This is a genomic window from Candidatus Palauibacter sp. (assembly GCF_965197445.1).
In the GTDB taxonomy this organism is placed as follows: domain Bacteria; phylum Gemmatimonadota; class Gemmatimonadetes; order Palauibacterales; family Palauibacteraceae; genus Palauibacter.
This window is the reverse complement of record NZ_CBDANE010000003.1, coordinates 493396-507698: the sequence shown is the minus strand read 5'-3', so window position 1 is coordinate 507698 and position 14303 is coordinate 493396. Positions and strand designations below refer to the sequence as shown.

General features: G+C 67.2%; 14 protein-coding genes. 12 read left to right on the top strand and 2 right to left on the bottom strand.

The window, feature by feature from the left end; all coding sequences use genetic code 11:
• The 9 genes from ACN9M6_RS02930 to ACN9M6_RS02890 all read left to right on the top strand — a co-directional run bounded on the left by ACN9M6_RS02930 (window position 1) and on the right by ACN9M6_RS02890 (window position 9001).
• On the top strand, window positions 1-834 hold the full coding sequence (locus ACN9M6_RS02930) for a DUF3108 domain-containing protein (protein ID WP_419161418.1): 834 nt from the start codon (window positions 1-3) through the stop codon (window positions 832-834).
• Between the two features lie 96 nt (window positions 835-930).
• Window positions 931-1212, top strand: a complete 282-nt coding sequence (locus ACN9M6_RS02925) for a hypothetical protein (protein ID WP_419161417.1) — start codon at window positions 931-933, stop codon at window positions 1210-1212.
• Window positions 1213-1259: 47 nt separating this feature from the next.
• Complete coding sequence (locus ACN9M6_RS02920; protein ID WP_419161416.1) at window positions 1260-2618, top strand: hemolysin family protein; 1359 nt, start codon at window positions 1260-1262, stop codon at window positions 2616-2618.
• Window positions 2619-2742: 124 nt separating this feature from the next.
• Complete coding sequence (locus ACN9M6_RS02915) at window positions 2743-3840, top strand: tetratricopeptide repeat protein (protein ID WP_419161415.1); 1098 nt, start codon at window positions 2743-2745, stop codon at window positions 3838-3840.
• Between the two features lie 6 nt (window positions 3841-3846).
• A complete protein-coding gene (locus tag ACN9M6_RS02910; RefSeq protein WP_419161588.1) occupies window positions 3847-4917 on the top strand; it encodes an isocitrate/isopropylmalate dehydrogenase family protein in 1071 nt (356 codons plus the stop codon).
• Between the two features lie 101 nt (window positions 4918-5018).
• A complete protein-coding gene (locus ACN9M6_RS02905) occupies window positions 5019-6218 on the top strand; it encodes an acetyl-CoA C-acetyltransferase (protein ID WP_419161414.1) in 1200 nt (399 codons plus the stop codon).
• Window positions 6219-6252: 34 nt separating this feature from the next.
• Window positions 6253-7164 (top strand): slipin family protein, encoded by a 912-nt coding sequence (locus tag ACN9M6_RS02900; RefSeq protein WP_419161413.1) that lies wholly within the window; start codon window positions 6253-6255, stop codon window positions 7162-7164.
• Between the two features lie 64 nt (window positions 7165-7228).
• A complete protein-coding gene (locus ACN9M6_RS02895; RefSeq protein ID WP_419161412.1) occupies window positions 7229-8065 on the top strand; it encodes a hypothetical protein in 837 nt (278 codons plus the stop codon).
• Window positions 8066-8113: 48 nt separating this feature from the next.
• On the top strand, window positions 8114-9001 hold the full coding sequence (locus tag ACN9M6_RS02890) for a 3-hydroxyacyl-CoA dehydrogenase family protein (RefSeq protein ID WP_419161411.1): 888 nt from the start codon (window positions 8114-8116) through the stop codon (window positions 8999-9001).
• Window positions 9002-9011: 10 nt separating this feature from the next.
• Here ACN9M6_RS02890 and ACN9M6_RS02885 read toward each other — a convergent pair whose 3' ends face one another.
• The gene (locus tag ACN9M6_RS02885) at window positions 9012-9575 is read right to left on the bottom strand and encodes a hypothetical protein (protein WP_419161410.1); all 564 of its coding nucleotides are present in this window, start codon (window positions 9573-9575) and stop codon (window positions 9012-9014) included.
• Between the two features lie 123 nt (window positions 9576-9698).
• Complete coding sequence (locus ACN9M6_RS02880) at window positions 9699-10454, bottom strand: phosphatase PAP2 family protein (RefSeq protein WP_419161409.1); 756 nt, start codon at window positions 10452-10454, stop codon at window positions 9699-9701.
• Window positions 10455-10665: 211 nt separating this feature from the next.
• Here ACN9M6_RS02880 and recF point away from each other — a divergent pair, with 211 nt between their 5' ends.
• The 3 genes from recF (at window position 10666) to gyrB (ending at window position 14191) form a co-directional block, all read left to right on the top strand.
• A complete protein-coding gene (gene recF, locus ACN9M6_RS02875) occupies window positions 10666-11838 on the top strand; it encodes a DNA replication/repair protein RecF (protein WP_419161408.1) in 1173 nt (390 codons plus the stop codon).
• A 77-nt stretch (window positions 11839-11915) separates the two neighbouring features.
• Entirely contained in the window at window positions 11916-12230 is a 315-nt protein-coding gene (locus tag ACN9M6_RS02870; protein ID WP_419161407.1) for a DUF721 domain-containing protein, read from the top strand.
• Window positions 12230-14191, top strand: a complete 1962-nt coding sequence (gene gyrB / locus ACN9M6_RS02865) for a DNA topoisomerase (ATP-hydrolyzing) subunit B (RefSeq protein WP_419161406.1) — start codon at window positions 12230-12232, stop codon at window positions 14189-14191. Before ACN9M6_RS02870 ends, gyrB begins: the two co-directional genes overlap by 1 nt.
• The last annotated feature ends 112 nt before the right edge of the window (window positions 14192-14303 follow it).

Here is a 14303-nt window from a genome sequence, read left to right as displayed (position 1 = left end):
ATGTCGGGACGCAGCCTCAAGCTCTCTGCCGCGTGTGTGGCGATCCTTGCGGTCGCTGTGGCGAACGCGGGCTCGCTCGTGGGCCAGACCGAGCCGACGGTGGACGACAGTGCGTTCCCCGAGACGTGGCCCTTCCAGGTCGGCGAGGAGGCCGAGTACGCGGTGCTGTTCGGCCGTATCCAGTTCGGGCGCATGACGCTGCGCGTCGAGGCGCAGGACACGATTCGCGGCACGCCCACGCACCGACTCTCGATGGAGATTGAGGGGCGCATCCCACTCTACCGGATGGACGATCGGACCGTTAGCTGGATTGCGAGCGACCCGTACCGGTCGCTTCGCTTCGAGGAAGTTCTTCGCCAGGGCAGCTACCGAAGGCACCGCCGCTGGGAACTGGACCATGAGACTCTCACGGCCACGAGGGAGGATTGGGACGAGGAGGCGGAGGCGTATCGTCCACACCGGCGACAACGCGATCTCCCCATGCCGCCGGGAGCCCTGGACGAAATCTCCTACCTTTTCCTCATCCGGAAACTGGACTTCGAAATTGGTCGGACGTACGAGTTCAACCGCTACTTCGAGGAAGACGGTAATCCCGTCGTAGTGGAGGTTCTTCGGCGCGAGCGCGTACGCGTCCCGGCGGGCACGTTCGAGACCATCGTCGTGCGTCCGATCATTCAAACGGATGGCCTGTTCGGGGAAGACGGCCGGGCGGAGGTCTTCATCTCCGACGACGACCGGCGGCTCATTGTGCAGATCAAGAGCCGCATGCTGAGAGGAGCCGTGAATATGTACCTGCGCGAGTCCACGTCGGGTGAAGCTGAGACGGGTGGATGAGGCGACCCGCCGATCTCGTGGGCACCCTTTCTGCGCAGGCTCATCCCAGGTTAGACTTGAAGTCCGCAAAGCGACGGACGACCGTCAGGAGGTGTCTTGAGCAGAGGAAGCTACATGCCGAATTCAAGTGACCGGGCCCGCGATGAGCTCTTCAGCCACATTCGACGCTGCGGTGTGCTGGACGCCGAGAAAGACCAGCGGCACGAGTGGTTCGACGACACGATCCAGTACCTCGGAGAACGATACCCCGAACTGACGCCGGCTGACCTTTCGGTCCTGCGCACGATCGGCGAAAGGTACTGCGCTCCCGCGATTCCGCACGGGGGTGCGGCCCAGAGAGCGAAGCAGGAAGCCGCTGACGAGGTGAGCGTAGCCTGAACGAACCCCCGCCCCCGGAAAAACCGGGGCGCACTCCCACCTGCTGAATGGACCTCGGGCTCGTTCTGAGGCTCGGCGCGGTTCTGGCGCTCGTGGTGGCGAACGCCTTCTTCGTGGCCGCGGAGTTCGCACTGGTCAGCGCCCGTCGATCCCGAATAGGGGAAATGGCGGATGCCGGGGACCGGCTGGCCCGCGTGGTCCGCAAGGCGCAGGGCGATCTCGACCGCGCGATCTCCGGTACACAAATCGGGATTACTCTCGCCTCGCTGGGCCTGGGCTGGATCGGTGAGCCTGCCCTCGTCCGCTCGCTCGAGCCGTTTCTCGGCGCGCTGGGGATCGTCGCGAACCCGGCGACTCTCCATGCGACGGCGATCATCATCGCCTTCATCCTCCTCACATACCTGCACATCGTGCTGGGCGAACTCGCGCCGAAGACGGTAGCGCTCGTGCGGCCGGAGGCCGTGAGCCGCTATCTGGCCGGGCCGCTCATGGCCTTCAACCGCCTCGTGAGTCCGGGGATCTGGCTGCTCAACGGCTCGGCGCGGCTCTTCCTCAAGCTGATCCGGGCCCCGGTCGGGGACACGCGGGGCGTCGAACACGTCCACAGCCCGGACGAGATCGAGCTTCTCGTTCGGCAAAGTCTGCGAGAGGGAGCCGTGGAGAAGGACGAGCAGGCGATGATCGAGGGGGTGTTCGATCTGACCCATACCGTCGTACGGGAGGTGATGACGCCGCGTCCGGACATCGTGTCGGTCGGCGCCGACGATCCGGTGAAAGTCATCCTTGAAGTGGTGGCCGAATCGGGCTTCTCCCGGCTCCCGGTCACGGAGGATTCCCTGGACGATATCGTGGGCATCATTGTGGTGAAGGATCTGCTCCCCGAGGTGGTCGCCGAACGGCCCTCGGGTCTCGTCGCGCGTGACATGATGCGCGAAGCCCTGTTCGTTCCCGAATCGAAGGCGGTGGACGACCTGCTGGCGGAGATGCGAACCCGCAAGACACACATGGCGGTCGTGGTCGACGAGTTCGGTGGTACGGACGGGATCGCGACGCTCGAGGACCTGCTCGAGGAGATCGTGGGCGAGATCTACGATGAGCACGATGAGGCGGAGGAGGGGATGGAAGTCGGTCCCGACGGCTCCGTCGCGCTGGACGGAGGCGTCTCCTTCGCCGACCTGCTCTCGGGCCTCGGCATCGACGACATGGAAGATGCGGAGGAGTACGACACAGTGGCGGGCTACGTAATCGGTGCGCTGGGCCGGATTCCCGAGCCCGGCGACCGCGTCCCGCTGGGAGGCGGCGAGCTGGAAGTCAGCGAACTGGCTGATCGACGGATCACGCGTCTCACCCTCTACGGCGTGGACGAGGAAGGGGTGCGCAAACTCCGTGAGGCGTTCGGACCGTGACGGCGGCGAAGAAACTTGCTAGGGGGCCAGCCGGGCCCGAAATTGTGAGTGTTCTCCTGAACGAAAGGCTCCGATCTGACACGCCGAACTCCGTCGGAATGGTCCCTGGCTTGAGGTTCCCCGCTTGAACCAGCCCGACTCCTGGAACTACGAGCAATTCGACGCCGAAGCGCAGCGGCTCTACGAGGCCGGCAACTTCGACCAGGCGCTCGGCCTCCTCAAGGAGGCGCTCGCCCGCTATCCCGACTCGATCGAACTCCTCGTTTCTCTCGGCTACACACGACTGGCTCGCGAGGAGTACGCCTGGGCGAGGGCCGCATTCGAGGCGGTTGTCCGGATCGATCCCGAGCACGAGGAAGCATTGGCCGGGCACGGGGACGTGCTCCTCAAGCTGGGAGAGCGGGCCGCCGCCTTCCAGATCTTCGAGGCGCTGATCGATCTCGGATACGACCAGGACGTCGAACTCATGATGTGCGTGGGACGCAGCCTTCTGCGAGAGGGTCTGTTCCGGCGAGCTGAACGCTTCTGCCGGCTCGCGCAGGTGGCCGATCCGGCGAGCCCCGACGCGGCGCTCGATCTGGCGTTCACCTTTTACCGCGAAGGGGATACGGAAGGGGCGTTGTTCTGGAGTCGCGAGGCGGTTCGGCTCGATCCCGGATTTCAGGAGGCGCGTGCGCTCTACGGCAACGTGCTCTATGAGCGCGGCGACTTCCGGGGCGCGCTGGCGCAGCTCGAGACGATTCCGGCGCCCGATGTGTCGGACCCGACGGTCGCCTGGAGGATCATCGAACTCAAGCGGCGACTTCGGGATCTTCCGTCGGACGCCGAGGAACTGCAGCCCTACCTGCTGGCTCTGAAAGAGCTTGTGCCGGATCCGAGCCCGGAGGATCGGCTGCTGGCCGAGGTCGAAGCCGGTCTCGGCGGGCCGCCGCGACGACCGGGCGCAGGCCAGCTCGATCTCTTCGGGCGGCCCCCCGACCCGTTGGGCGAGGGCGTGCACCGGGTGCGAGCGCCCGACGGAGTCGTGTACGAGGGCGATTGGGACGGGATCGTGCGGGCGATGCGCAACGGGTCCGATCAGCCCGGCGTCTCCATCTCCGACTTCATGCGCAACGAAGCGCTGCGGCTACAGACGCTGACCGGCGTCGCCGTGTCCTGGCAGACTGCGCGCGCGTTCCTCGAGGATTCGGCCCGGGTCGGCGCGCTCGAAATCGAACGGTAGCCGGCCATCGCCTCCGGAAGGCTGCGTATCGCCGTCATCGGCGGCGACGGAATCGGACCCGAAGTCACTCGCCACGCGTGTCGCGCACTCAGGGCCGCCGCGTCCGCAGGCCTTGTCGAGCTCGAACTCACTGACTTCCCGCACGGGGCGGATCACTACCTCGCCACCGGCGAGACGATGTCCCAGTCGACTTTCGAGACACTGAGAGACGACTTCGACGCCATCCTGTTCGGCGCGGTCGGCGATCCCCGGGTGCCCGATGGACGGCATGCGCGCGATCTCCTGCTCGGACTGCGGGTGCGGCTGGACCTGTTCCTGAACCGCCGGCCTCTCCGGCTGCGCGCGCCGGGCCTCTCGCCCCTGAAATCGGCGGACGCCGCGCCCATCGACTTCGAGATCTTTCGAGAGAACACCGAAGGGCTCTACGTGGGCGTGGGACGGGTGGAGAAGGAGGGCACGCCGGAAGAGGTCGCCGTGTCGGAATCGGTCGCGAGCCGGTTCGCCGTCGAGCGCATCGTGCGCCTGGCGTTTGAGTACGCCGGCCCACTGGGGCTCCGGGTCACGCTCGCCGACAAGGCGAATGCGGTGCCACACATGTTCGGCCTGTGGCGTCGCGTGTTTTCGGAAGTCGCCTCGGAGTATCCCGGCGTCGAGTCGGAAATGAGGTACGTGGACGCGCTGGCCATGGAGATGATCCGGGTGCCGGCGCGGTTCGGCGTCATCGTCACATCGAACCTTCTGGGCGATATCCTGTCGGATCTGGGGGCCGAAGTGGTGGGGGGACCGGGACTCGCGCCCTCGGCCAACGTAAACCCCGGCCTTCACGGCCTGTACGAGCCCGTGCACGGCAGTGCGCCCGATATCGTGGGGACCGGCCGGGCCAATCCGATGGCGGCGGTGCTCAGCGCGGCGCTGCTCCTCCGTGACCACGGGGCCGCCGAGGCAGCGGACGCGCTCGAAGGGGCGGTGGATGCGGCGCTCGCTCAGGGTGTGCGAACGCCCGACATCGGGGGTGGCGCCAGCACGTCCGAAGTCGGTGACTGGCTCGTGAGACGGGTGGCCTCGGGCGCCGCCTGATCCGCTTCGCTACGTTTCCTGTCGCGGGTCTGCCCGCTCGGCACACGGCGGCCCCACCCGCGAAGGACATAGATCCGATACAGAGGAAGGATTTCGCGAAAATGCGCGAGAGCAACGGGAATGGTACGGTTTTTCTGTCTGCGGCCCGGACGGCCATGGGGGCGTTCGGCGGCAGCCTGAAGGAGCACTCGGCGGTCGACCTCGGCGTCGTCGCGGCGGAAGCGGCGATCGAACGCTCCGGGGCGGAGCCCGGCGGCTTCGGGCACGTGGTCATGGGCAACGTGATGCAGACTTCGGCCGACGCCATCTACCTGGCACGGCATGTGGGCCTGCGCGCGGGGCTGCCGATCGAGACCCCGGCGGTGACCGTGAACCGTCTGTGCGGGTCGGGGTTCCAGGCGGTCATCGACGGATCGCAGGAAATCGAGCTCGGTGAGAGCGACGTATGCCTCGTGGGTGGCGCCGAGTCCATGAGCCAGGCCCCGCACATCGTGCGCGGTGCGCGCTGGGGGCTGAGGCTGGGGCCGGCGCCGAAGTTCGAGGACTCGCTGTGGGAGGCGCTCACGGATCCCTACTGCGGGTTCTCGATGGCGCAGACGGCCGAGAACCTGGCGGAGGAATACGGGATCTCCCGCTCGGAGGCCGATGAAGTGGCCGTGCGCAGCCAGCAGCTCGCGGCGGAGGCCTGGAGCGAGGGCCGCTACGAGGATGAGGTCGTGCCGGTGACGGTGGGGCGCAAGGGGAGGGAGAAGTCCTTCGAGCGCGATGAGCACCTGCGTCCGGACACGACGGTCGAGGGGCTGGCAAAGCTGCGGCCCTACTTCAAGCAGGACGGTCTCGTGACCGCCGGCAATGCGAGCGGCATCGGGGACGGCGCCGCGGCGCTCGTTCTGGCCCGCTCGGGCTACGCCGCCGCGCACGGCCTGGAGCCGGTCGGCCGGCTCGTGTCCTATGCGGTGGCCGGGGTCCCGCCCCACATCATGGGTATCGGGCCTGCCCCGGCGTCTCGCGCCGCGCTCGACAAGGCGGGCCTGACTCTGGATGACATCGATCTGGTCGAAGTGAACGAGGCGTTTGCTCCGCAATATCTGGCGGTCGAGCGGGAGCTGGGTCTCGACAGGGACAAGGTCAACGTAGATGGCGGGGCGATCGCGCTCAGTCATCCGCTCGGCATGACCGGGGCGAGAATCACAGGCCACCTCCTCCACGAGCTACGGCGCCGGGGCGGCGGGCTCGGGCTCGGGGCGGCCTGCATCGGCGGTGGACAGGGGGCGGCCGTGATCGTGGAGGTCGACGCCTGACGCCGGGTATTCCCAGCTGTCGGAGGTTCTGAACATGGATCCCATCTTCTTCATCTTCGCCGGCGCGGGAGCGCTCGCGCTCGCCACGAGTCTCAGGATCCTGAAGGAATACGAGCGGGCCGTCGTCTTCCGGCTCGGTCGCGTGCGACCCACCCGCGGGCCAGGGCTCATCTTCCTCGTCCCGTTCGGGGTCGAGCGGATGGAGCGAGTCAGCCTGCGGATCATCGCGATGGACATCCCGCCGCAGGACGTCATCACGCGCGACAACGTCTCCGTGAAGGTCAACGCGGTACTCTACTTCCGCGTCAGGCTCCCGAGGCGCGCCATCCTCGAGATCGAGGACTACCTCTTCGCCACCTCCCAGCTCGCCCAGACGACACTGCGGTCGGTCATCGGCCAGGCCGAACTGGATGAGGTGCTCGCCGAGCGGGAGAAGTTCAACCAGATCCTGCGCGACATCATCGACCAGGGCACCGACGCGTGGGGGATCGATGTGACCGGCGTCGAGGTCAAGGACGTCGACCTGCCAAACGAGATGAAACGGGCGATCGCGCGCCAGGCCGAGGCGGAACGCGAGCGGCGCGCGAAGGTGATCAACGCCAGGGGTGAGTTGCAGGCGGCGAGCAACCTGCGGGACGCGGCGCGCCAGCTGAGCGAATACCCGGCCTCGCTGCAGTTGCGCTTCCTGCAGACGGCGACGGAGATCGCGGCGGAGAACAACTCCACGACGCTCTTCCCGCTCCCGATCGACTTCGGTCCGCTCGCGGGCCTGTTCAAGGGGATGGCCGCGCCGGCGGAGAGCGAGGCTTCCGCCCCCGCCGAAGAACGGGCGCTCGAGGGTTCGGGCGACCGGCCGCGGCTACCCGGGACGGAGCCGCCCGGCGCCGTGAATGATGCCGCTGTCGAGCCGGAGACCGTGGCGCGGGAGCCTGATGTCGCCGGGTGATTCCGGTCCGAAGGGATCGAGGGGGCACACGCCGGCTCGAACCGCGGCCGAGCCGGAGGAGGCGGTGCGATCCGATCTTCCGGAACGCAGGCCACCCGGATCCGAGACGATCACCCGGGAGCAGCTCGAGAGGGTGATCCGCAGGGCCTCGGATCTGCAGTTCCGGGACTCAACCGCGGTGGGCGGCACCCTCCGCTCGGGCGAGGTGGTCCAGATCGGGGCGGAGGTCGGCCTCGAGGAACGCCATGTCCGGCAGGCGCTGGCCGAGGTTCAGGCCGCCTCGCTCCTGCCCACGCCTCCGGCGGACACGGGTCTCGCACGCAGGCTGTGCGGGCCGGCGATCGTGAGCGCGAGTCGGGTCGTGCCCGGGAGTCCGCCGGAAATCGAGGCCAACCTCGAGCCGCATCTCCGAGAGAAGGAGCTCCTGAAGCGGGTTCGTTCCCGATCGGGTGGGTCGCTGTGGGAGCCGGCCGCGGGGCTAGTCGCCCAGATGCGCCGCAACCTGGATGTCGGCGGCAGGGGATACACCCTGGCCAAGGCGCGCAGCCTCCAGGTCGCGGTCGAGCCGCTCGAGAACGGCTGGTCCCTCGTCAGCCTGACGGCCGACATTGCGAACGTCCGCGCCGAGCACCTCGGCGGGTGGTTCGCGGGGATGACGATTGGCGGAATCGCCAGCGGGGTGGGCCTGGCCCTGGCTACCGGGGGCGGGATTTTGCCCGTGTTCGGAGGGATCATCATCTTCTCGGGCTGCATGGGGGTGGCGACGGTTTCCGCCCGGTCCACCATGGGTAAGCTGAGACAACGGATGGAACTCGCGCTGGAGGGTCTTCTCGACCGCCTCGAGCGCGGCGAGAATCTCTCCAGCGCCGAGCAGCCGTGGCACCGGAAGCTCCTGCGCTGAGGGCGCACGCATTCCTTTAGCCGAGATCATTCAGGAGGAGATTCGACATTGGCCGAGATTCGGAGGGTAGGGGTCGTGGGAGCCGGACTGATGGGCAGCGGGATCGCTCAGGTCAGCGCCGGAGCCGGCTACGAGACGGTCGTGCGCGAGGTGGAGCAGGGGTTCCTGGACCGCGGCATGGCCCGCATCACGAAGACCCTGGACCGCGCGGTAGCCAAGGATAAGCTGGGAGCGGCGGAGCGGGATGCGGCGGTAGGCAGGCTCCATCCGACCCTCGATCTGGCAGACTTCGCGGAGTGCGATCTCGTCATCGAAGCGATCACGGAGAACCTCGGGGCGAAACACGAGCTGTTCGGCGCGCTCGGCGAGGTGTGCGGGGAGAGCGCGGTCTTCGCCTCCAACACGTCGAGCCTCTCGATCACCGAGCTGGCGGCCCGAACCGATCGACCCGACCGTTTCGTTGGTCTCCACTTCTTCAGTCCCGTCCCGGTCATGCCCCTGGTGGAGGTCATCCGCTGCGGGCAGACGTCGGACGAGACGTTCGATTGCGCCTTCGCCTTCGCCGAATCGCTTGGCAAGAGCCCGATCGCCTGTGGGGACAACACCGGGTTCGTGGTGAACCGGCTGCTTGTCCCCTACATGCTCGATGCGATCCGCGCGTACGAGTCCGGCGTGGCGTCGATTCCCGACATCGACAAGGGGCTCAGGCTGGGCTGCGGGTATCCCATGGGACCCTTCACGCTGGGCGACTTCGTGGGTCTCGACACGCTGTACCACATCACGGGGATCATGTACGAGGAATACAAGGAGGCGCGCTTTGCCTCCCCGCCTCTGCTGCGCCGCATGCACCTGGCGGGATACCATGGCCGGAAGACGGGGAAGGGGTTCTACGACTACAGCGGCGACGAGCCCGTGGTGTCCGACTTCGTGAAGTAGCCAGAGTCGATCAGGCCGGCCACAGCCAGCCGAAGGCGCCGCCCGTGAGCAGGCCGTAGACTGCCCCGTCGAGCATGTTCCGAGCCGTCGTCCCCCATGCCTGGGAATACCAGATCGACCTCTGCATGTGGGCGAGCGCATATCCCCCGAAGGCCACCGTTGACGACATGCGGAAGACCTCCATGTACGCGGCGCCCGGTCCCAGCGCGAGGCCGGTCACGTAGCCGGCGAAGAGGCTCACGACGATGCAGTAGACGAACCACTGCACCAGCTGGCGCCCCATGTTGAACGGGTCCCCCGACGGTAGCAGCGTCATGAACCCGGTCGGTCCGCGGGTCGCCTTCTCGCGGAACGCCTCGCTCTTGAGCATCTCCTTGTCCGTCGGATGCGGGAAGGAGTAGTCGCCCGGCGGAATCTCGAACCCCCGGAGCGCATCCATCACGCCGTCCTCGTCCGGTACGCTCCCGAAGTCGGTCCGGTGGTAGTTCAGGACCGTGTGGATCACCGAACTCGCGACGAACACGAGCCCTGCGGCCAGGAGGATCGGAAGCCAGATGCCTGGTACGTGAACCATGTGTTTTCCTTCCTTCTGCGTGGCTCCAGGGGATGCGGGACCCGCTTGCCGCGGGATCTGCGCCGGCCCGCAAGATAGGAGGCGCGAACCGACGGCGCTCCCGGAGAGGTCGAGGGGGGGCTGCTAGAAACGCAGCCGCACCCCAAGCCCGTCCACGAGGACGAGGGGTTCGATCCGGACCGCGGAAACCGCAGGGTCGCCGGGTGCTCCCGGTGACCCCTCCACGTGGAGCCAGCCCGTAGCGGCTCGCGTCGCCCGCCGCCCGACCCAGAGTCCCACGAAGCCGCCCGCGAGGATATCGGAGAGCCAGTGCCGGTCTCCGTAGACCCGGGCGATCCCGGTGCCCGCCGCGACCGCGTAGAAGGGAATCGCCCAGGCGCCATCGGTCACTTCATCGACGGCCGCGGCGATCGCGAACGCGTAGGCCGTGTGACCCGACCCCAGAGAGGCGTTGCTGCGCAATGGATCGAAGTGCAGCGACCCCATCTCATCTCTCGGACGGCTGCGCCCCAGCGTCCAGTTGAGGAACGTATTGGCCATCGAGCCGGCGAACACGCCAAAGAAGGCCGCCGTCGCCTTCCGTGCCCCTCTGTCGCCTTCGAGCGCCACGCCGAGGAGGATTCCTCCCCCGGCGAGAAAGGGTGCCGTCTTCTTCCAGTCGCCATAACCGTGACCGATCTCGGCCAGGTCGCGTCCTGCGGAGCCCTGATGGTCCAGGACCAGGTCGCGGGTAGGCCCGTCGAGGAGGAACGCGACGCCCATACCGCCCGCTCCGAGCCCGATATCCCTCCAGATCCGGCCTGTCTTCGGGTTCGCCGCCTCGGGGGCCGCCGTCGGCTCGGGGGCCTGGGCGAAGACGTGGAGCGGCGAGAGGAACAACGCGGCTCCGAGCGAAGCGGCGACCCTTCGGGGGGCTCCCGTTCTCGACGGCGGGCGGTGTACGCGGCGGCGGCCGCAGGGTGTCATGAGCACCCCCGAAGCTGACTTCTCCGAACCCGTCGGGCAACCGCTGCCCGCCGATGTTCGACGGCGGGTCCGGAGGCCTAGATTTCCTTGCGGCACAAGGGTTTTCGCGGTATTTTCCGGGTACGTGACGAAGACACCGGAGGCACCGTCTATCCGCCAGCCTGAGGCGTCCTCCGCGCCTTTTCTCAGGCGCCTGATCCTGAGCGACTATCGCAATTTCGAGAGACTCGAATGCGAGTTCCCCGAAACGGGGGTCGCGATCATCGGGCCCAACGGATCGGGGAAGACAAACCTGCTCGAGGCGATTTACTACCTTGAGGTCTTCCGGTCCTTCCGCGGCGCGCGGGATCGCGAACTCGTGCGGTTCGGACAGACGGTGTTTCGGTTGGAGGGCGTGGTCGAGGGAGCGACCTCGGTCGCAGCGGCCTACGACCGGTCGCAGCGGATCAAGAAGGTGGAGGTCGACGGGCTCGAAGTTGATCGCGTTTCGGCCGGGATCGGCTCGGTCGGCGTCGCAGCGTTTCGGCTCGACGACGCAGAGATCGTGCGCGGAGGACCGACGGAGAGGCGGCGTTTCCTCGACGTGGCGCTCTCCGTGGGAGTGCCGGGCTATCTGGCGGCCCTGCAGCGCTACCGCAGCCTTCTGTCGCAGCGGAACGAGGCGCTGCGGCGTGGCTGGGCGGGCGAGGAGATCGACGCCTGGACCGATGGGCTGATCGAGGCCGGCGCGTTCCTCACGGAAAGGCGGGCGACGTGGGTGTCGGAGGGAGCGGAGCGATACGCCGACTTCCATGCGCGGATTTCGGGCGGTGACGGTGCGAAGCTGCGGTACGCCGCTTCGATCGCGTCCGGCGATCCGTGGGACGCGCCCGAGGGCGGCGGATCGTGGCTGGACCGGTTTCGGCGCGCGCTCGAGTCGACCCGGGAACGCGAGCGGCGCCGGGGCATGACGGTGGTCGGCCCGCACCGCGACGAGATCCGATTCGAGGTGGAGGCGGCAGAAGGGGCGCGCGACCTGCGGAGCTACGGTTCGAGCGGACAGCAGCGGACAGCCGCACTCGCCCTGCGCCTGCTCGAGGCCGATCGACTCAGAGAACGGCTCGGCCGGGAGCCGGTGTATTTGCTGGACGATGTGTTTGCGGAGCTTGACGAGGGTCGCTCGGACCGGCTGTTGCGGCTCTTCGAATCCGAGCGGTGCGGGCAGGTGATCCTCACGGCTCCCAAGGCCGGCGATGTCGGCCTCAGGGGCGGCGGGCTCGCACGCTGGCATCTGAGGAACGGGCGGCTCATCGCATGAGCGGGGCGGCTCGGAACGTGTCGTCGCCGGGCGATGCACGGAGCGATGAACGGCATCCTCAACGGGTTGGCGGGGTGTTGGCTCAGTTGCTCGACCGGATGGGAATCCGCGAGCGCCTGGAGCGCAGTGCCACCGCCGCGCGGTGGGAGCGTGTCGCGGGGCCGCATATTGCCCGCGTGACGAGGGTCGGAAGCATCCGGGGCCCGACGCTGTTCATCGAGGTCGCGGGTGCCGCGTGGATGACGGAGTTGAACATGATGCGGCGGAAGCTGCTGCACCGCCTGAACGAGGACCGCGACCGCGGCCGGATCGACCGGATCGTGTTCGTGCAGTCCGGGGATTCGTCGATGGCCGCGCCGCGCCGCGACCGAGGCGAGAGCGGGAGGGGTTGATGGCGAAGTCGACGACCGGCCGGAAGTCCGGGGACAACAACCAGGGTAACTCGGACTATACCGCCCGGCAGATCCATGTCCTCAAGGGGCTGGAAGCCGTCCGCAAGCGACCTGGCATGTACATCGGGTCCACGTCGGAGCGCGGGCTGCATCACCTCGCCTACGAAGTCGTCGACAACTCGATCGACGAGGCGATGGCTGGACATTGCTCCGGGATCGAGGTCACGATCGGAGAGGGCGAGTCGATCCGGGTCGCGGACGACGGGCGGGGCATTCCCGTCGACATTCACCCGACCGAGAAGATGCCCGGCGTCGAGCTCGCGCTGACGACGCTCCACGCGGGCGGGAAATTCGACAAGTCGAGCTACAAGGTGTCGGGCGGGCTACACGGCGTGGGTGTCTCCGTCGTGAATGCGCTCTCCGAGTGGCTCGAGGTGGAGGTCCGCCGCGATGGCCACGTGTGGAGCCAGCGATACGAGCGGGGCGTCAGCCAGGGCAAGCTCTACAAGGGGGGGAAGACGAAGGAGACGGGGACCACGGTCACCTTCCGGCCGGATCCGACCATCTTCACCGGGCTCGCAGCGGACCTCGAATACAACTTCGAGACGCTTGCCAACCGGCTCCGCGAGCTCGCGTATCTGAACCGGGGTGTTCGGATCGCCCTCGTCGACGAGCGCGGAGAAGGTGCCAGGCGTGACTTCCACTTCGAGGGGGGCATCGCCCAGTTCGTCCAGTACCTGCTGGGGCGCAAGCACCCGCTTCATGCCGACGTGATCTCCGTTTCAGGCGCGCAGGACGACACCGAAATCGAACTGTCGATGCAGTATACGGACGCCTACAGCGAGAACACGTTCACCTTCGTCAACAACATCAATACACACGAGGGCGGCACCCACCTCTCCGGGTTCAAGGGCGCTCTCACACGCACCATCAACAGCTACGCGCAGCGGAACAACATTCTCAAGAAGGGGGACCCCGCACTGAGCGGCGATGACGTGCGCGAGGGCCTCGTCGCCGTGCTCTCGGTCAAGGTCATGGAACCCCAGTTCGAGGGGCAGACCAAGACAAAGCTGGGAAACAGCGAGGTGCGCGGTATCGTCGAGAGTCTGGTCAACGACCGGCTCGGAACGTGGATGGAGGAGAATCCCGGCCCGTCGAAGAAGATCATCGAGAAGGCTGTACAGGCGTCGCGGGCGCGGGAAGCAGCGCGCAAGGCCCGGGACCTGACCCGGAAGAAGTCGGCGCTCGAGACCGGCATCCTGCCGGGCAAGCTGGCGGACTGCTCAATCACGGACCCGGAGATCGCGGAGCTGTATCTCGTGGAGGGCGACAGCGCCGGCGGCAGCGCGAAGATGGGGCGCGATCGGAACTACCAGGCCATCCTCCCCCTGCGCGGGAAGATCCTGAACGTCGAGAAGGCGCGGATCGACAGGATCCTCTCGAACGAGGAGATCCGGGCCATGATCACGGCGATCGGGGCGGGGATCGGGGACGAGTTCGATCTCTCGCAGGCGCGGTACCAGAAGGTCGTGATCATGACGGACGCCGATGTGGATGGGGCCCATATCCGGACGCTGCTCCTGACCTTCTTCTTCCGGCAGATGAGAGAGCTCATCAACGCAGGCTATATCTACATCGCGCAGCCGCCGCTGTACCGCGTGTGGAAGGGAAAGACGGAGTTCTACTGCTACGACGAGTCGGAGCGCCTGGCCGCGCAGGCGAGGCTCGACAACGGCAGGGGCAGCGCCTCGCTGCAGCGGTACAAGGGTCTGGGCGAGATGAATGCCGATCAGCTGTGGCAGACCACCATGAACCCCGACAAGCGGACGCTGCTCCAGGTGCAGATCGAAGAAGCCGCCGCCGCCGACCAGCTGTTCGAGACCCTCATGGGGGAGAACGTCGAACCGCGTCGCGAGTTCATCGAGCGAAACGCCCGTTACGTCCGCAACCTCGACGTCTGAGTTGGCTTCGCGAGGTCCTCTCACTCATTGACGCATCTCCTGTTGATGCCCCGTTGATACCCATCTGGATCCTCGTTTCAGAGAGGGCGGCTGGGCGTCGCTCTCGGGGATC

Coding starts and splice junctions, on each gene's coding strand:
- ACN9M6_RS02930 (WP_419161418.1), top strand. CDS start 1: ATGTCGGGACGCAGCCTCAAGCTCTCTGCCGCGTGTGTGGCGATCCTT.
- gyrB (WP_419161406.1), top strand. CDS start 12,230: ATGGCGAAGTCGACGACCGGCCGGAAGTCCGGGGACAACAACCAGGGT.
- ACN9M6_RS02885 (WP_419161410.1), bottom strand. CDS start 9,575: ATGGTTCACGTACCAGGCATCTGGCTTCCGATCCTCCTGGCCGCAGGG.
- ACN9M6_RS02900 (WP_419161413.1), top strand. CDS start 6,253: ATGGATCCCATCTTCTTCATCTTCGCCGGCGCGGGAGCGCTCGCGCTC.
- ACN9M6_RS02920 (WP_419161416.1), top strand. CDS start 1,260: ATGGACCTCGGGCTCGTTCTGAGGCTCGGCGCGGTTCTGGCGCTCGTG.
- ACN9M6_RS02905 (WP_419161414.1), top strand. CDS start 5,019: ATGCGCGAGAGCAACGGGAATGGTACGGTTTTTCTGTCTGCGGCCCGG.